At 57.6% G+C, this 17,732-nt stretch carries 15 protein-coding genes; 2 read left to right on the top strand and 13 right to left on the bottom strand.

Going from position 1 to position 17,732, the window contains the following annotated elements:
* Window positions 1-179: 179 nt before the first annotated feature.
* The 3 genes from MK208_RS17040 to dacB form a co-directional block, all read right to left on the bottom strand.
* Complete coding sequence (locus MK208_RS17040) at window positions 180-1,793, bottom strand: ATP-binding protein (RefSeq protein ID WP_294118606.1); 1,614 nt, start codon at window positions 1,791-1,793, stop codon at window positions 180-182.
* A gap of 239 nt (window positions 1,794-2,032) precedes the next feature.
* Window positions 2,033-3,589, bottom strand: coding sequence for an ATP-binding protein (locus MK208_RS17035; RefSeq protein WP_294118605.1), 1,557 nt, complete (start codon window positions 3,587-3,589; stop codon window positions 2,033-2,035).
* 311 nt (window positions 3,590-3,900) lie between these two features.
* Window positions 3,901-5,397, bottom strand: coding sequence for a D-alanyl-D-alanine carboxypeptidase/D-alanyl-D-alanine-endopeptidase (dacB, locus tag MK208_RS17030; RefSeq protein ID WP_294118603.1), 1,497 nt, complete (start codon window positions 5,395-5,397; stop codon window positions 3,901-3,903).
* Window positions 5,398-5,518: 121 nt separating this feature from the next.
* Between dacB and MK208_RS17025 the strand changes: the two genes are divergently transcribed.
* Window positions 5,519-6,394, top strand: coding sequence for a DMT family transporter (locus tag MK208_RS17025; RefSeq protein ID WP_294118601.1), 876 nt, complete (start codon window positions 5,519-5,521; stop codon window positions 6,392-6,394).
* On the opposite strand, the gene MK208_RS17020 is transcribed toward MK208_RS17025, so the two are convergent.
* The 6 genes from MK208_RS17020 to ruvC all read right to left on the bottom strand — a co-directional run bounded on the left by MK208_RS17020 (window position 6,345) and on the right by ruvC (window position 11,852).
* Complete coding sequence (locus tag MK208_RS17020) at window positions 6,345-7,631, bottom strand: tetratricopeptide repeat protein (protein WP_294118600.1); 1,287 nt, start codon at window positions 7,629-7,631, stop codon at window positions 6,345-6,347. The two genes, MK208_RS17025 and MK208_RS17020, sit on opposite strands and share 50 nt — an antisense overlap.
* 85 nt (window positions 7,632-7,716) lie before the next feature.
* A complete protein-coding gene (locus tag MK208_RS17015; protein ID WP_294118598.1) occupies window positions 7,717-8,628 on the bottom strand; it encodes a transferrin-binding protein-like solute binding protein in 912 nt (303 codons plus the stop codon).
* 549 nt (window positions 8,629-9,177) lie between these two features.
* Window positions 9,178-9,516, bottom strand: coding sequence for a hypothetical protein (locus MK208_RS17010; RefSeq protein ID WP_294118597.1), 339 nt, complete (start codon window positions 9,514-9,516; stop codon window positions 9,178-9,180).
* A 72-nt stretch (window positions 9,517-9,588) separates the two neighbouring features.
* On the bottom strand, window positions 9,589-10,632 hold the full coding sequence (gene ruvB / locus MK208_RS17005) for a Holliday junction branch migration DNA helicase RuvB (RefSeq protein ID WP_294118595.1): 1,044 nt from the start codon (window positions 10,630-10,632) through the stop codon (window positions 9,589-9,591).
* Between the two features lie 3 nt (window positions 10,633-10,635).
* Window positions 10,636-11,349 carry a Holliday junction branch migration protein RuvA gene (gene ruvA / locus MK208_RS17000; RefSeq protein WP_294118594.1) on the bottom strand — a complete coding sequence of 238 codons (714 nt, stop codon included), beginning with the start codon at window positions 11,347-11,349 and terminating at the stop codon, window positions 10,636-10,638.
* Window positions 11,346-11,852 carry a crossover junction endodeoxyribonuclease RuvC gene (gene ruvC / locus MK208_RS16995; RefSeq protein WP_294118593.1) on the bottom strand — a complete coding sequence of 169 codons (507 nt, stop codon included), beginning with the start codon at window positions 11,850-11,852 and terminating at the stop codon, window positions 11,346-11,348. Before ruvC ends, ruvA begins: the two co-directional genes overlap by 4 nt.
* Before the next feature lie 329 nt (window positions 11,853-12,181).
* Here ruvC and MK208_RS16990 point away from each other — a divergent pair, with 329 nt between their 5' ends.
* Window positions 12,182-12,370, top strand: a complete 189-nt coding sequence (locus MK208_RS16990) for a DUF1127 domain-containing protein (RefSeq protein ID WP_294118592.1) — start codon at window positions 12,182-12,184, stop codon at window positions 12,368-12,370.
* Between the two features lie 159 nt (window positions 12,371-12,529).
* Here the strand turns inward: MK208_RS16990 and MK208_RS16985 are convergent, their stop codons facing one another.
* The 4 genes from MK208_RS16985 to MK208_RS16970 all read right to left on the bottom strand — a co-directional run bounded on the left by MK208_RS16985 (window position 12,530) and on the right by MK208_RS16970 (window position 17,602).
* The gene (locus MK208_RS16985) at window positions 12,530-12,877 is read right to left on the bottom strand and encodes a hypothetical protein (RefSeq protein ID WP_294118591.1); all 348 of its coding nucleotides are present in this window, start codon (window positions 12,875-12,877) and stop codon (window positions 12,530-12,532) included.
* A 265-nt stretch (window positions 12,878-13,142) separates the two neighbouring features.
* Complete coding sequence (locus MK208_RS16980; protein WP_294118590.1) at window positions 13,143-14,015, bottom strand: 50S ribosomal protein L11 methyltransferase; 873 nt, start codon at window positions 14,013-14,015, stop codon at window positions 13,143-13,145.
* Window positions 14,016-14,086: 71 nt separating this feature from the next.
* Window positions 14,087-15,319 (bottom strand): MFS transporter, encoded by a 1,233-nt coding sequence (locus MK208_RS16975; protein ID WP_294118589.1) that lies wholly within the window; start codon window positions 15,317-15,319, stop codon window positions 14,087-14,089.
* A gap of 87 nt (window positions 15,320-15,406) precedes the next feature.
* Entirely contained in the window at window positions 15,407-17,602 is a 2,196-nt protein-coding gene (locus tag MK208_RS16970) for a primosomal protein N' (protein ID WP_294118588.1), read from the bottom strand.
* Between the last annotated feature and the right edge of the window lie 130 nt (window positions 17,603-17,732).

Below are 17,732 nucleotides of genomic sequence, written 5' to 3'. Positions count from 1 at the left end.
GGACCAAACCGTATGCGCGGCGTCTTTAAAATCCGCCATAAATTCACAGCGTTTGGTTAATAAATTCTGAAATCAGAATTGGATCAAGCGCAGGAAAACCTGCGCATTTACGACTTTGGTTGTAACCGTTTGGCCAATTTCTTGAAGCCGGTTTTAACTCCAAAAACAGAACAACATCCCTAACTTGCGACAGCGGAAAGCAACTCGCCTTTTCGGAATGGCTTGCTTAAAAAATCGTCCATCCCGGCAGCCATACAGGCCTCTGCATCGCTGGGCTGCGCATTGGCGGTCAAAGCGATGATCTTGCACGCCGGACGCGCGGCATCTTTCTCAAACGCCCGGATTTGCCGCGTGGCCTCCAACCCGCCCAGCACCGGCATGGACAAGTCCATAAGGATCAGGTCACACCCAGCCGCTTTATAGGCCTCCACCGCCTGCTGCCCATCCGGCACAAAGTGCAACTCGGCGCCCGTTGGGTCCAGCATCTTGCGTACCACCAACTGGTTGGTGCGGTTGTCTTCTGCAATCAAGATCTTTCGTCCCGCCAAAGACGGCATCTCAAGTGGAACTGGCACTGACGTCACGGCCTCAACTTGGAAATCCGCCGCAAACTGTTTTGCCTGCCTGGCAGAACCTGAACCGTCCGCTGTACTCAGATCATCTCCTTTGGCTTCAGCCAACCCCAAACGAACTGTAAAAGTCGCCCCCTCTCCCTCGACGCTCTGCACTGAAATGGCACCGCCCATGCGTTCCACCAAAGCTTGCGTAATGGCCAACCCCAAGCCAGTGCCGTCTTCGCGATACGCCGCAGGATTCTCCACCTGCTCAAAGGCTGCAAAGATGTCCTTCTGCGCTGCTTGCGGAATCCCTACGCCAGTATCTGTAACCGTCAGGGTTAGCGGATACACACCCTCGCGTGCGTCATGGGTCACAGATACGTTGATATGTCCCGCGTCTGTAAACTTGATCGCATTGCCAATCAGGTTCAGCAGTATTTGCCGAATGCGCTTGGCGTCTCCTATGAATCCGTGTGGCACCATCGGACCATAGTCCAGTTGCAGGTCTAATCCCTTTGCCTCCGACCGCGTGCTCAAAAGTGTGGTCACCTCCATAATCACCTGCAACAGGGAAAAGGGCTCCCGCGCCAAAGAGATCTTCTCTGCCTGAATTTTGGAGAAGTCCAAAACATCATTCACAATATCCAAAAGCGCATTTGCTGAGGTGTGAATGGTATCCGCATAAAGCTTCTGTTGCTGCGAAAGACCTGTCTCAAGCATCATCTCAGACATCCCGAGAATACCATTCATCGGTGTTCTGATTTCATGGCTCATGTTGGCCAAAAACCGCTCTTTTGCAGAACTGGCCTCCTCGGCCTTTTCTTTGGCAATTTTGGTCAATTCCAACGCTTCGTCACGCTCCCTCTCCGAGGTCACGTCAATGCAGAATCCAATCAAATACGTCATGGCACCGGCGGCATCAAAAATCGGCGTCAAGGTTGTCCGCAGATCAAGCACCCGGTGCGGAAAGGGAATACACACTGAATAAGTGGTCGGCTCCGCGGCCTCCATGACTGAAAGCTGCTGTGCCAGCGCGCGCTCGCCCATGGAGCCGCCATAAATCTCGAAAGCCGTCTTCCCAACAATATCCTCAAGGCGTCGCTCAACCATTTTGCAACAGGTTGCGTTCATCATGACATACCGCGGCAACCCATCTTCACCGACTTTCAAGACAAAAATCGGGGTTGGCATCGCATCCAAAAGCGCGAGATAGTCCGGGAAATCCAATTGCGTCACGCCTAGTCCTGCCACGTCATCGCCACCCTGTGGTGGAAGGGGGCGTCCTACGATTCTTAGCTAAAGAAGTGTTACCAAACTGTTTCAATAGCGGCGAACTCGACAATTTGCACGCCATGAACTTGGCAATTTGTGCAGCTAAAATCTCACGTAAACTCCAGAAAGACCCTCACTATCCATAATGGGTTGTTTTGAACATATCTCCCTCAACCCGAAGGGTAGAACGGAAACCTCCCACATCACCACTCAATGATGGAGATCAGCTCCCCTTTGCGGAAAGGCTTACTCAGGAAATCATCCATGCCAGCCTTCATACAGGCTTCCGCATCACTGGGCTGCGCATTGGCCGTCACCGCAATGATTTTGCAAGCTGGTCGTGCCGCGTCTTTTTCATATGCCCGGATCTGTCTCGTGGCTTCCAGCCCGCCTAGGACCGGCATCGACAGATCCATCAGGATCAGATCACATTCGCCGGCCATATAGGCATCCACCGCCTGCTGGCCGTCCGGCACAAACTGCAACTCCGCCCCAGTGGGGCCCAACATCTTGCTGATCACCAACTGGTTCACGCGGTTGTCTTCCGCCACCAGGATTTTCATACCCTTCAGCTGCGCCCCCGGCGGCGGTTGTGGTGTCTCTTCCAACCGCCCGGCTTGGACCTCCATCGGCGGATAAGACGCAATCAGCAGTTCCTCCACCTCCTGCACCTCGACGACCTCTTCGGTGACAGGCAACGCCAAAGAGACCGTAAACGTGGCGCCTTTGCCAACCACACTCTCGACCTCGATCTTGCCGTGCATACGCTCTACCAGCGCCTGTGAAATGGTCAGTCCCAGCCCAGTGCCGTCCTCCCGCCGCGTCGCCAAATTGTCGATCTGCTCAAAGGCTGAGAAAATCACATCCTTCTCGGCTTCAGGGATCCCAGGCCCGGTGTCGCGGACGGACAGCTTAAGGGGCCAACGTGTGGCGCCCGGGTCATAGAACACAACCACATCTACCTGCCCCACTTCGGTAAACTTGATAGCATTGCCAATCAGGTTCAAAAGCACTTGGCGAACACGGGTCGCATCTCCTAGAAAATTCGACGGGGCCTCATCCGGATAACACACGTGAATTTTCAGTTCCTTGGCTTCGGCTCGGATACTCAGCAACGTGGCGATTTCTTCGACCAAATCGCGAAGCGAAAACGGCGCGTCATGGATCGACAGCTTGCCGGCCTGGATTTTGGAGAAATCCAGCACATCATTGATGATGTCCAACAGCGCATTGGCCGAGCTGGAGATCGTGTCGGAGTAAAGCTTCTGCCGGTTGTTCAGCACCGTCTCATGCAACAACTCGCACATGCCAATAATGCCGTTCATCGGGGTGCGAATCTCGTGGCTCATATTGGCCAGAAATTGCTCCTTGGCCTTATTGGCCTGCTCCGCCTTGTCCTTGGCAATCTTGGTCAGCGCCAGCGCCGCATCCCGCTGCTTCTCTGACGTTATATCCGCCGAGCAGCCCAACACGTGGGACAGCGAACCGTCTTCATAATAGATTGGCGTCAACGTGGTGCGAATTTCCATAACGTTTTTGGCAAAGGGAAAGGTGATCTCATAGGTCGCCGGCTCGCCGCTTTTGACCACGCTGAGATGTTTTGCCAATGCCCTCTCACCAGTGATCCCGCCAAAAATCTCTGCGGCAGTTTTGCCAACAACAAACTCCGGCTCCAGTTGCGCAGTTTCACGCGCAAGACGGTTCATCATCAAATAGCGCGGCAGACCGTCTTCGGCCACTTCCAGCACAAAGATGCCCATCTGGACCTCTTCCAAGAAAGCAAACTCATCTAGCCTATCGCGTTTCCGCACGTCTCTTCCCGCAACCTGTCAGCCCATTTGGCACTGGGCCATTAAACTCACATTTAAATTAATTCGAACTTATTACCGAAACCTTGCAGCCCGCCGGTCAGGGCGCAGTACAGTGTCTCTCAGCCCGCAATGCCTCAGGTGAGACATCCGCGAACCCATTGAAAAAATTATCAACGCCCAGATCGGGACACGTCAAGAAATTTGAAGAAGGAGAAGGGATTGGGTGGGAAAATTGCACGCATAACGCGCGCCAAATTATATCAAGCCCCGTATACCGTGCCCCATCGCTCAATTAGCTTCTGCTGCAACTTCTTTGAGCGGCCGTTGTAGGTCCGCGCCCCTTGGGGCCGCTCGCGATCTGGCCCGATCAGCCGATCCCGCGCACCAAGGTCCGCGCCAAAAATCGCAAACGCCAGGTCTCGTCCTTCCGGCGTGGTCACATAACCCGCTAAGGCACTGACAAAATGCAGCGTGCCAGTCTTGGCCAGCACCTTTAACGGATGGCCCTTGTTGACCTTGCCGTTGGAATCCCGCAGCGCGATGGTTTTCAAAATGGGCTGTAGGACCGCGTGCTGCCCGGCCTGTGCCAGCATCAGGGCCGTCTCATCCGCCCGCAACCGCGATTTCTCGCCAAGCCCCGAATGATCCACTAGGGCCGCGCTGCCCATGCCCAGACTTTGAGAGGCCCAAGCGTTCATCGCCGCCGCAGACGCCTTCACCGAACCAGGCTGCGCACCGCGGGCCTGGCTTGCCGCCATCCCCACCATCTCTGCGGTGAGATTGGTGGAATACTTCAACATGCCCTTCAGAATATCTTTCAGTGCCGGGCTGTTTTTTCGCGCCAGCACCGCGCCGCGTGGTGGGTTTTGCGTTTTCTTTGGTGCCTTTAGGGCAATCCCATGCGCCCGCGCCAAAGTCCGAAACACCTCGCCCGCATAGATCTCCGGCTCGCGCACCGGCAACCACCGTGCCCCGCCCTTGCCCAGCGCCCCGCTGGCCACGGTCCAATGATCCCGCCCGCCTTGCGACTTATAGGTATAGACCGGCACACTGCGTTTCACGATCTTCATACGCGCCACATCCACCTCTGGGCGGTATTTGTCGCTGCGCCCATCCATGGCGACGGAATAGCCGTTGGCCCCGCGCTTCCATTCAAAATGCACGCGATTGTAATTCAACGAGATGCCTGACACCGCAGGGTTATAGCCCGCGTGATCCGGCTGTTTGTTGTCGATCCGTTTGACCGAAGGCAAGGCCCCGCCCCAGACAAGAAACTGCCCCCTGACTTCCCGCACGCCCGCCGCTTTCAGCGTCCGGGCAAGATCCGCCAATCCATTGGTGTCGAGCGTTGGATCACCGCCCCCGCGCAACACCAGATCACCGCGCAGCACCCCGTTGGAGATATTTCCGACCGCCACCAAAGTGGTCTGGAACCGATGGTTAGGACCGAGGTAGGCCAAGGCATAAAGCGCGGTCAGGATTTTTGTGACACTGGCCGGCGGCAAACCACTGCTGGCCTGATGCCCTTCCAAAACGGCGCCATCCCCCATTCGCGCCACGGCAAAGCTGACCTTGCCTGTCAGCCCGCTGTCACGGATCAAAGCGTCCGCTGCCGGTGCAGTCTTGGGCAAGGCTCTCGCCGACGACGGCCGCAACACAGGCCGCAACGACCGGGTTGGTGCATCTGCCAAAACAGACGTACCAAGCGACGCAGCACTCAAACTCAAAAACGCACGGCGGGAAAATACCTTCGTCATGTGTAAAACTTTACCCTTTTGCCCCCCGCCGGTTCAACCCGCCGATGCGCAATTCTCTGTTTGCAATCGCGCACCAATACACAGACTTTTTGTCCCAGAACAAACATGTTACGCCGCTTGCATGTGGAAAACCTTTGTCCTGATGTTTGTCGCCATGTCGATGATCCCCGCCGGGGACACCGCCGGCAAACTCATGACCCAGGGCTTTGGCACCAGCCCGCTGTTTGTCGCCTGGTCGCGCTTTGTACTCGGCAGCCTCCTCGCCCTACCCCTGCTGCGCCCGGACACGCTGCGCCTGCTCACCAACTGGCGCATCTGGCTGCGCGCCGCCCTGCTCACCGGGGGCATCACCTGCATCCAGACCGCCCTGCAAACCGCACCGCTGGCCGACGTTTTCGCCGCCTTCTTCATTGGCCCGCTGTTTTCCTACCTGCTGTCCGTGCTGCTGCTTGGCGAAACAGTCACCCGCGCCCGCAGCGCGCTTATGGGGCTTGGCTTCCTGGGCGTGATGCTTGTGGTCCGCCCCAGCTTTGACATGTCCGCCGGCCTGCTCTGGGCCCTGGGTGCAGGCCTGTTCTACGGCGCTTTCCTCACAGCGTCGCGCTGGCTCGCGCCAATCGCGCGCCCCACCAGCCTGCTCTTCACCCAACTGTTTCTGGCAGCGGTGATGATGACACCCTTCTGTCTCACCCAGATCCCTCCCATGACACCCACGCTGGCTGGGCTCACAACCGCCAGCGCCATCCTGTCGATGGGCGGAAATTTCCTACTGCTGTTTGCCTATGCCCGCGCTGAAGCCGCCGTGCTTGCGCCGTTTGTCTATTTACAACTGGTCAGCGCGGTCGCCCTTGGCTGGCTGGTCTTTGAAGACCTGCCTGATACCTACACCTGGATCGGCCTCAGCCTCATCATCGGCGCCGGTATTGCTTCGGCTTTGCTGTCGCGGATCAGAACCGACGCTCCACGCCAATCTGCACCCCAACCGAGCGGAAACTGAAGGCCGCAATGTCGCTTCTGGCCCGCTCCGCATCGATCATGAAGTATGGCGTATAGCCCCCTGGCAAGAACATGTCAGATTTTTCCACCCGCAGCGCCCCTCCCAGTGACACTGAACTCGGCGCTTCACCGTACAACGGGTTGACCTCCAGAAAGCGTCGGTGCTTCACAAACACCCGCGGCTCTATTGTCCACCCATTACGAATGTCAAAACTGGAATAGGCCGAAAGCTGAAGGGTTTCATACCCTCCTTCACCAAACCCGTTTAAGCCGTCCTGGCGACGACGCTCATAGTTCAACTCACCACCTACAATAGTTGACCCGCCGACAGACCTCCGGAAGCCAACAAAAGCCGTTGCCAAAGACCCATCCAACGAACTGCTGAACTGGCTGTCCACATGGGCGTAAGACAAGCGTCCATACACCGATCCCCCCATCAGGCCGCGGCGCTCAAAGGCTGCGTCCAAACCATACTGATCCTCATAGTGTTCGCCGCGCACCCGACGCCCAGACACAAACGGCCCAAAAGACAGCGTGGTGTTCTGGGAAAGATGCCGCAACCCCAAACGCAGGCGCAACAATTGGTCATCGTAGTCGCGACCCTCCGCCTCCAGGATGCTCGCGCTGAGACTGGCGTAGCCAAGAACAGTGCTCTTGGGGCCGCTTAGGGCCTCGAGTTTGTACCGAAAGTTTGCCGATCCCTCGGCGCGCAGCGCCGGAACCTGCTTCACAGGACGAGAGGAATACACATAAATCACCTCACCATCTGGCCCCAGACCAAAAGGAAACGGGTGTTCAGCGTCATAGTTCCGGTTGTTGCCGGCCGTGGTCAGACCGATCGACAGATCCCAATCAAAACCGCGGCGCGCATCGATTTGACGAATGAAAGACAGAACTGTCTTACGCACTGGTTCCGGCAGGTCGCCAGACAGCACCCGAAAAAACTCTTCCCGGGACCGTGCCCATTGTTGCGCCATGAAATAGGCCCGGGCCAATTCAAGGCGCACACGAATAAGCTTGGGATCGGTTGCCAGAATACCTTGGAGGATCGGAATGGCTGCTTCGGGTTGCCCAGCATCAAGGGCCGCCATCGCCGTGTCAAAAGACCGCTCAATCTCCAATGCTGAAGGAGATGGGGTGTTGGCCTCGGCAAATCCTGTCGCTGCTGTCAAAGCCCCGCAAAAGACGGCAATCGCCACGAGACCGATTTTCAGTTTGGATGTCACTACCTTGGCCATTCTGGTTACCCTAATAAACTGCTCGTTTCAGAGCAGTTCCCCGCCAAAGCGGAGAACAATTTTGTATACGCGTTATAGGACAGTGTTAATTGCCACCAAACGCGCCGGAATAGTTACCAATCGCACCATTCATCTCAAAGGTGCCACCAACTTCTTCCGCGTTGTCACCATAAAAGGCCCCATTTAACGTGCCGCTGTCGCCAGCGCTGAACGGTATCACTCCGTTGATGTTCGCAGTGAATTCATTACCGCTAATGGTGCCGGTGCCTGCAAAATCCAGATGCTGACCACGCCAGGCGTTGCCGCCGGACAGGTTGCGCACATAGGTGTTGGTGCTGGCAACGCTCACATTGGAGAAGTCGGAAGTGGTCACGCCAACTTGGGATTCGGACACAAGCGCGCGACCATCTGTGGTGACAACCATACCGACGGAGCGGCCGGAATAAGTGGCGGACCCACTGGTTGGTACATCAGCTGAGGCAGTTCGGCGACCGAAGCTGCCCACGCTCACACTGCCATTGGACGTGCCGACGCCCGTCGCCCACATGCCAAAGGTTTGGTGATCATAATCCAGCGCATCCGCGTTGCCCATCCAGCTGCGCTTCTTCCCGTTGGAATTGCGCGCGGTGATCAACAGGGAATCCATGCCGTCATCAATGCGGTCGCCGCCTGCGCCAAAACGCGTGGTGGTGCTACCGTTGGTCATCTCCAACGTCTCCAGCTCACCAATGTTGGTGCCAACCTCGATGGACCCGTTGCGCGCGGCACCAAGACGGCCGCCGGTTACGTTACCTTCGCCATCTGTAGACATAGACGCGGTACGGACCCGGCCGTTCAGTGTGGTGTCGCCATGCGCAAGGTAAAGGCGATCACCCGCCATTTCATTCAGGCGGTCACCCACCTCGTCTTCCACATAAGATTCAATGGTGCTTTTGCAGCCCGCAATAGACACCAAGGCGCCAACTGCCATCATGGCTTTGATAGATGTGTTCAGCATTTTCTGTTACCCGTATGAAGTTCAGTTCGTTGGTCAGAGATGAGCGCTGATTCAGATTTGGTTCCCACCGGCTCGCTCTTGAGCCTCAACCAAAACTGTTTTCCTTAATGGGCGGTTTCGGCTTTCCTTACAGGGAATTAACCGCCCCAAAGCCCATAAAAATTGAGCGTTATCCGACTTAAATGTGGACAAAATGCGAGACAGAGGTCACATCCGTTTCTTTGACCTAAACGCGTCAGTCTCTCCGACAAATCCTATCAAGGTACGGATTTTCAAAGAGTTCCTTCGGCAAAACCGTAGGCGAGAGAATTTGCCTAAAAACCCGCTCAAGCCGCGCGTGTTTAGACTTTGCCAACACTTGCCTTGATAGCTTGAATTTTAGCCAATCCCAGAAAAGTAAAATTGAGCGGAAACGGCACATTCTGGACACGGATTTTCCGCGCCCGACCCCGTGATTGCCCCTATGCCAACCAAGGAATCACCCGATAAAGAGGCCGGTGATGCTGAAGACTTACCCGATTTGCACTAAGGAAAACCCGCCTCACCCACCTATTCAGGAAGGTACCGCCCCCATTTGGCTGCAAAAGCTTCGGCCAGGTCGATGCCCTGCCAGTCCGCAAAGACCATGAGGAAGCCAAACAGGTCCGCCGTTTCATCGATCAGGTTCTGGCGCGCGTCTGCTTGAGGTAAAGCGCCGCGCTGTGCCCCCTGCGTCGCCAGATAGGCTGACTGCAATTCGCCCAACTCTTCGGTCATTTTGGCCAGATACCAGGTGGCATCCCGATCAATGCCAAATCGCTCGGCATAAATGTCGGAAACCGCAGCCGCCTGTTCGGTCAGCTTACGCACGTCCACTTCGCCCAAAGTCGCAACTGGCGTTTGTGTCATCGCGTTAACATCTTCCACTTTCAAAACCGCACCTCCGCGAAACAGTCACAATACCGACGCGATACCGACGCCTTATTTGCCGTTGCCTGGCGGGGTAAACAGATCGCTCTGTTCCCGAGGCCGCGGCGCACTCAGCCCCAGATGTTGCCAGGCCTTTTGCGCCAACATCCGCCCGCGTGGCGTCCGTTGGATCAACCCTTGTTGCAGCAAAAACGGCTCAATCACCTCTTCTATGGCATCTCGGCTTTCGCTCAAGGCCGCACTGATTGTGTCGATCCCAACCGGTCCACCAGCGTAGTTCTCGGCAATGAAAAGCAGGTAACGCCGGTCCGCCCCATCCAGCCCAAGGTTATCCACCCCAAGCCGCGTAAGTGCGCCATCTGCAAGGGATTTTGTGATAACCCCATCGCCTTCCACCAGGGCAAAATCCACCACCCGCCGCAGCAAACGCCCGGCAATCCGCGGCGTCCCGCGCGAGCGCCGCGCAATCTCCCGCGCGCCACCATCCTGCGCAGGCACACCCAATTTGTTGGCGTTGCGCGTGACAATCTCGTTGAGTTCACCCTCTGTGTAAAACTGTAGCCGCGTCGGGATCCCAAAACGGTCTCTAAGCGGCGTGGTCAACAGCCCCAACCGCGTCGTCGCCCCCACCAAAGTAAAGGGCTGCAACTCAATCCGAACCGTCCGCGCCGCCGGCCCCTCCCCGATCACCAGATCGAGTTCAAAGTCCTCCATCGCGGGATAAAGCACCTCTTCGACCGCTGGATTAAGCCGATGAATTTCATCGATAAAAAGCACGTCGCGCGCTTCAAGGTTGGTGAGGATAGCCGCCAGGTCTCCGGCCTTTGCAAGCACCGGACCAGAAGTCATACGGAAGTTTACCCCCAACTCCCGCGCCATGATTTGCGCCAAAGTGGTCTTCCCCAAACCCGGCGGACCATGGAACAATGTGTGGTCCATGGCTTCACCGCGACGGCGCGCACTTTCAATGAACACCCGCAGGTTCGCGCGCGCTTCTCTTTGACCGATAAAGGCATCCAATTCTTGCGGACGCAACGCGCGATCCGCATCCTCAGGCCGCGCTTCCGGTCGCAATGTGGGGTCTGGCTGATCCATGTTTTACCCCTTTGGTGCCAGTAGTTTAAGCGCTGCGCGGATCAACTCAGATGTATCCGCCTCGGGGTCTTCCCCCGCCGCTTGCGCGACTGCGCCTGCCGCATCTGCCGGCCCATAACCAAGGTTACCCAGCGCCGACAAAGCATCGGCCTGCACACTCATAGACGCCGCAGCGGCCGCTCCAGCAGCCGCCGAAGCCCCACCCGCATTCACCGGAGTGCGTGCCACATCTTCGATTACCTCATCGTCCGCAGCCGCCTCTTCACCAGAAACCGACGCCATGGCCTCCCCAAGCGTCCCACCTAGTGCCATCACTTCCGGCGCCTTGTCTTTCAATTCAATAACAACACGTTGCGCCGTCTTAGGTCCGACACCTTTTGCCGCCTTGATCGCCGCCACATCGCCAAGGGTTACCGCCCGGCTCACACCGTCTGCTCCCAGCGCGCCAAGGATTGCCAAGCTCGCCTTCGCGCCAATCCCCTGCACGCTCATCAACAGGCGGTGCCATTCCTTTTCAAACAGGCTTGAGAAGCCAAACAACTGCAACAGGTCTTCCCGCACCAACAGATCGGTATAAAGCGCCACCGGCTCACCCACACTAGGCAAAGCCGCCAAAGTCCGGTCAGAACAGTAAACCACATAGCCCACGCCGCGCACATCGATCAGAACGTGATCCGTGCTGCGGTACTCCAGCGTCCCGGAAATCTTGCCAATCATGCCTGCGCCCTCTTCAATGCTTCCGCATAACCAGCCCCTGCCCGAGCGTAATGCGCGTGGCACATCGCAATCGCCAACGCATCCGCCGCATCCGCCCCGGCGATCTTCACCCCAGGAAGCTGCAACTTCACCATATGTTCCACCTGATGCTTCTCCGCGTGCCCCACACCCACTACCGTCTTCTTCACCTTGTTAGGCGCATACTCACCAATATGCAGCCCCGCCTGCGCCGGCACCAACAAGGCAATCCCACGCGCTTGGCCCAGCTTGAGCGTGCCTGCACCGTCTTTGTTCACAAAGGTCTGCTCGATCGCCGCATGGTCCGGCAAGAAGCGCGCGACAACATCCGTTAGCTGCTCATGCAGAGACAACAGTCGTGCCGCCAAATCCTGCCCAACCGAATGACAAATCCCGTTGGCCACATGGCTCATCTTACTGCCGTCTGCGTCGATCACGCCCCAGCCCATGTTTCGCAAGCCTGGATCGATTCCCAATACGCGCATGTTGTGCCCCATTGTGCTCTGTTTTCTTGTTATTCTCCGTGAAGTAGCACGAAACGAGAACAAACGCCAAGCCTGAAGCAAATTGCGACAAAAGTTTTTGCAGGTGCGACGATTTGGCGACCCGCCTAATGCCTGCCCCAAATGGTCTAAATGCGACCCTTCACGACACCAAAAACGACCTTATTAATAAGGTGTTTCCGCAATTTTCGACCTATGCAATAACCGCATGCCACCTATGCCGTTTTGACGCTTGCTGGGGTGCATTTTGAGCCCTATGTGCGGCCAATCGAAAACACAGTCCATAGCAACTGAAAGAAAGGATTTCTGATATGGCCGCCTTCGAACATACGTCGACCTCTGGTTCTGCTGGCCGTATCGGTCAGCCCCTCTTCGCGCTTGTTGCCCGCTTCGTCGATTGGAATGAAAAGCGCCGCACACGCAATGCTCTGGCAATGCTCAGCGACCGCGAGCTGGACGACATTGGTCTGTCCCGCTCCGACATTTACGCGATCCGCTAAGCACCCACCACTCACGGCAGCTTTGTTCCGTGGGACCGCAAACCGTCGCCTCCTTCGAGGCGGCGGTTTTGTTTTACGCGTCAAAAAAAGAAACGGCCCCGGGGAGAGAGACCCGGGGCCGTGTGGGATCTTGGAGGGATCCACGGAAACTTTGGAGTTTTAGAGCTTGGTGTTGATTTGCGTCGCAATCCAGCGCGACACGGGATCGGGGGCCATAGTCCAGGCCGCAGCCTTTTCCACCGGCGTACCACCGCTCAACCGCGCAACGTCCTGCGAATAGAAGTCAGGGCCAAACTGAGACATCATGATGCCTTTGATCATGAAGAAAGACACAACCACGGTGAACAGGCCTGCCCAAGGGATACCCCGGCGGCGGCCCGCGCCTTTGACAATCATGTAACCGTTGCGATTGATCACAACAGATTCACGGCCCACACGACCGGTCTTCGCCTGCTTGCGATAGATCCGTGCAAGGCGATCATGAAATTCTGCGTAAGATTCACTCATGGCAACTAACTCAGGTTTGGCCCCCACCAAACATGGCCAAATCTGGTCTCGAAATGTGGCGAAATTAAGGCACAAAGCCGAAAATGAGGCAAATTATCGTCAAATCTGACCTCAATTATGCACTTCCGCAGGAAAAGTGGAAACAACCCTAGACTACACCAGGGACTGTGCAAAAAGAAGAAACAAATACGACTATGCGCACAAAAAAAACGGGCGACTGATGGCAGCCGCCCGTGTCTTGATTCTGTGTGCAGAGTTGCCCGCGTCAGGCGCGGCGTGTCAGCGTCAGCGTGGTCCACTCGCCAATCTCTTCGCGGGTGTGCACATCAAAGCCTGCCGCATCATAAGCCTCGACCACCTCGTCCGCCTGCTCGTTCAGGATGCCGGAAAGGATCGCGTGGCCGTTCGCGGCAATATTGGCGCCCATATCCGGTGCCAGATCCACCAGTGGAGCCTTCAGGATGTTGGCAAACACCAGATCATAAGGCGCCTTGGCCGCCAAGTCAGGATGCCCAAAACCAGCCGCCTCCAGACAGATGACCTTCCCATCCAGATCGTTTGCCGTGACGTTGGCCTTGGCCACATCCACGGCCACCTCGTCAATATCGCTCGCCAACACCGGATTTGGCCAAATCCGCGCCGCCCCCATGCCCAGCACCGCCGTACCGCAGCCGATGTCCGCCACGTTCTGCCCCACAAAGCCTTCATTGGCCACGCGGTCCAGCGCTTTCAGGCAGCCCAAAGTGGTGCCATGGTGCCCGGTGCCAAAGGCCATCGCGGCTTCGATCAACAGCGGCTCGGCACCTTCCGGAATTTTATCCGCGTCGTGGCTGCCGTAGACAAAGAACCGCCCGGCCTCAACCGGCGCCAGCTCACGCTTCACATGGGCCACCCAATCGGTTTCCGGCAGCTCGGACACCACAAAAGGCTTCGCGCTGAACGCTGCCGCCAAAACGGCCAACCCCGCCTCATCTGGCGCTTCAACAAAGTAGCCGCCAATTTCCCAGAGGCCAGACCCGTCTTCGACCTCGAACACCCCAACCCCCGTTGGTTCCGGCACCAGCCGCTCCATCGCCGCGCCCAGCGCTTCGGCCTGCTCTTTGCCCATCAATGTGGTCAGTGCGGTGAATGTCGGCATGTTGCTCTCCTATCAGGTTGCGCAGGGCCTAGGGTCTCCCCTCGGCCCCGTCAAGCCTGCGCAAGCACAAACTACTCCGCAGCAGCAGCCAGAGGCCGCGTCAGTCGGGTTTCATTGCCCTTTTCCGGATGGCGCGGGATCAGGAAAGCCAAACCCAACGACACCGACGCCATGGAGGCCGCGAGCACAAACACAGCCCCAGGGGATGCCAACCACAGCAGGCCCAGCAGAACCGGCAGGAACACCGCCGCGATATGGTTGATTGTAAAGGCCACAGCCGCAGTCGGCGCCATATCTTCCGGGTCCGCGATTTTCTGGAAATAGGTCTTCAATGCCAATGCCAGCGAAAACAGCAGGTGATCAACAACATAGAGTGTTGCCGCCAAGGCAATGCCCCAGCCGAAGAAATAGATGCCGCCATATGCCAGGAAGACAATCACAAGGCCCGCATACTCAAAGATCAACGTGCGCCGCTCGCCAAACTTCGACACAGCGCCGCCGATCAAAGGCGCAAACAGCATATTGGCGATAAGGTTGATCAAATACAGCGCGGTGATCTCATGCACGTCAAAGCCAAAGCGCTCCACCATCATGAATCCTGCAAAGACCACAAAAATTTGCCTGCGGGCACCCGCCATAAACTGCATCGCATAATACAGCCAATAGCGTTTCTTCAGCACCATCTTGCGCGCTTGCGGCGTGCGGCCTTCAAACTGCGGAAACGCCACAAAACAGTAGAGCGCGATCAGCGCCGTGATACCGCCCCCCGCGAGGTAGACCACGTCATAATCCCAATTGTACCGCTTCCAGCCCAACACGATGATGCCATACGCCAGCAAAGTCGCCGCTGACCCTGCCGCGACAAGCCAACCCAGAACCTTTGGGGCACGTTTCTTGTCGAGCCATTGCAGCTGAAGCGATTGGTTCACGGTTTCATAGTAGTGAAAGCCAATCGAACTCAGCAGGGTGATCATCAAAATCCCGCCCATGGTCGGAAAATAGGCCGTGACCGCTGTCGCAACGCCAAGCAGCGCCAAGGACAACAGCCCGAGCACTTGTTCCCGAATGAACAGCAGCAAGAAGATCACGCCAATTGCCAGAAATCCGGGGATTTCGCGCACGGTGTGCAGGAGCCCAATGTCTGACCCGTCAAAATCCGCCAGCTCAATCACAAAGTTGTTGAGCAGCGCGCTCCAGGTGTTGAAGGCAATCGGCATGGCCAGCGCCATGAGGAACAGCAAGGTGATCGGGCGACGCCACCACGGCAACAGATGTGCGTCATCAATAGAGATTTTTCTAAACATGTGCAGCAAGTACGCCGATCGCGGCAAAAAGGCGAGATCAAAAGACGCACAGATCAGCCTGCACTTCCGCACCTTCTAAGTTTGAGGTCAGTAAAAACTCTGTGGATCGATATCCACCGCGAGACGCAGATCGCCCTTCAGCCGGAATTGCCCCACCCATTGCGCCAAAGCGCTCTGCAACGGCGCGGATTTGTCTGCTTTCACCAAGAGCCGCACGCGATGCCGCCCGCGCACACGCGCTATCGGTGCAGGGGCCGGACCATAGACCTCTGCCCCAATGGCGCGCAGCATGCCAGCGTTTCTCGCCAGCGCATTGCCCAGATCAAACACCTGCGCCACATCGCTGCCAGACAGGATAATCCCCGCCATGCGCCCAAACGGCGGCACCACTGCGTGACGACGCTCATCAGCTTCGGCCCGCCAGAACCCGGTCTCGTCGCCGGTCAAAATGGCACGGATCACCGGATGCTCCGGCTGAAACGTCTGCAGCAACGCCAAGCCCGCCCGCTCGGATCGCCCGGCACGCCCGGCGACCTGTCGCATCAATTGAAACGTTCGTTCTGCAGCCCTCAAATCGGAGCCCTGCAACCCGAGATCCGCATCAATCACACCGACCAACGTCAGCAGTGGAAAGTTATGCCCTTTCGCTACCAACTGTGTCCCGATGATAATGTCGGCTCCACCATCAGCAATTGTCCGGATGCTCTCCTTCAGCGCACGCGCTGATCCAAACAGGTCCGAACTCAACACAGCCTGCCGGGCGTCCGGCCACAGCTCCTGCGCCTCCTCCGCGAGACGTTCCACGCCTGGCCCAACTGGCGCAAGCTTTCCCTCGACCTCACAAGACGGACAAGCCTCCGGCATCGGCTTGGTCTCACCACATTGGTGGCACAGCAGGCGCTTGAGGAACCGGTGCTCCACCATCCGCGCATCGCAATTGTCACAGCCAATCTGATGCCCACAGGCACGACAAATCGTGACCGGCGCATAGCCCCGCCGATTGATGAATAGCAGCGCCTGCTCCCCCTTGGCAATCCGCGCGTCCACCGCCGCCTTTAGACTGGGCGAAATCCAACGACTGGCGGGCAATTTCTCGGCCCGCATGTCGATCGCGCGCATCTCCGGCAGCACGGACGCGCCATAGCGGCTGGTCAGCTCCAGTTTTTTGTATTTGCCCGCTTCGGCATTGGCCCAGCTTTCAAGGCTGGGCGTGGCCGAGGCCAAAATCACCTGCGCCTCGCAAAGCGCCGCCCGCAGCACCGCCATGTCCCGCGCGTTATACAACACGCCGTCTTCCTGCTTGTAAGACGTGTCGTGTTCTTCATCGACAATGATCAGACCCAAGTCGCGATACGGCAAAAACAACGCCGACCGCGCCCCGATCACCATCTGGGCACCGCCTTCACCTACCATTTTCCAAGTCCGGCGGCGCTCGGTCATGGTCACGCCCGAGTGCCACTCCGCAGGTTTCGCGCCAAACCGCGCCTCCACACGCGTTAGAAACTCCGCTGTCAGGGCAATCTCCGGCAATAGAACCAGCGCCTGTCTCCCCTTGCGTAAACACTCGGCCACCGCCTCCAGATACACTTCCGTTTTGCCCGAACCGGTCACGCCACGCAGTAAGGTTGTGCCATAGGTCCCGCTCTGAACTCCCGCGCGCAACTCCGCCGCGCCCGCCTCCTGATCTTCAGACAGCTCCTTGCCGCCGTAGTCCGGGTCCAGACGCGGAAACGGCGTGTCCCGTGGCGCAGCTTCCTCGCGCACAACGCCCTGCTTGACCAAGCCCTTGATGACGGAATTGGTCACCCCCGCCATCTCCGAGAGTTCCCCCATGGTAAAGGCGAGATTGCCGTACTCAGATAAGGTCTCCAGCACGCGGCGGCGAGCATCGGTTTGCCGATCCGGCTCGCCTTCCCCGCGCCGGTAGATCTTGCGCATCGAGGGCGGGTCCGACAAGCCGGGTGCACGGGTCGCCAGCCGGAGCATCGCATTCATCGGCGTGAGCGTATAATCCGCTGCGCGCTGCAAAAACCCACGCATGTCCGCCCCCATCGGTGCCACATCCAAGGCGCGGTTGGCAGGGCGGATTTTGTTGATGTCGTAGTCACCCTTGCCTGGCCCCCAGACAACGCCAAGCACCCGGCGCGGTCCCAATGGCACCTCAACAAAAGCGCCCAGAAAAACCCCACCTTCCGGCGCTTTGTAGTCCAACATCCGGTCCAGCGGTTGCGTGGTCAGCACCGCTATCAACGCCCCTTCAGGAAAGAAGTCTGTCTCGCTCAACTGTCCCTCACACCGTCTTGGCCCGCCAAAATCGTTATCGCTAACGGAAAATACTGCCGTGGGGCGCATTCCCACTTCCAGCGGGGCTCTCTATCGGGTAAAGCCAAGTCAGCCGCAGCGCAATCCCGCA

This window comes from Shimia sp. (genome assembly GCF_022448905.1).
Classification (GTDB): domain Bacteria; phylum Pseudomonadota; class Alphaproteobacteria; order Rhodobacterales; family Rhodobacteraceae; genus Shimia.
Note: the sequence above shows the minus strand (reverse complement) of the source record. Positions and strands in the feature narration are given on the sequence as shown.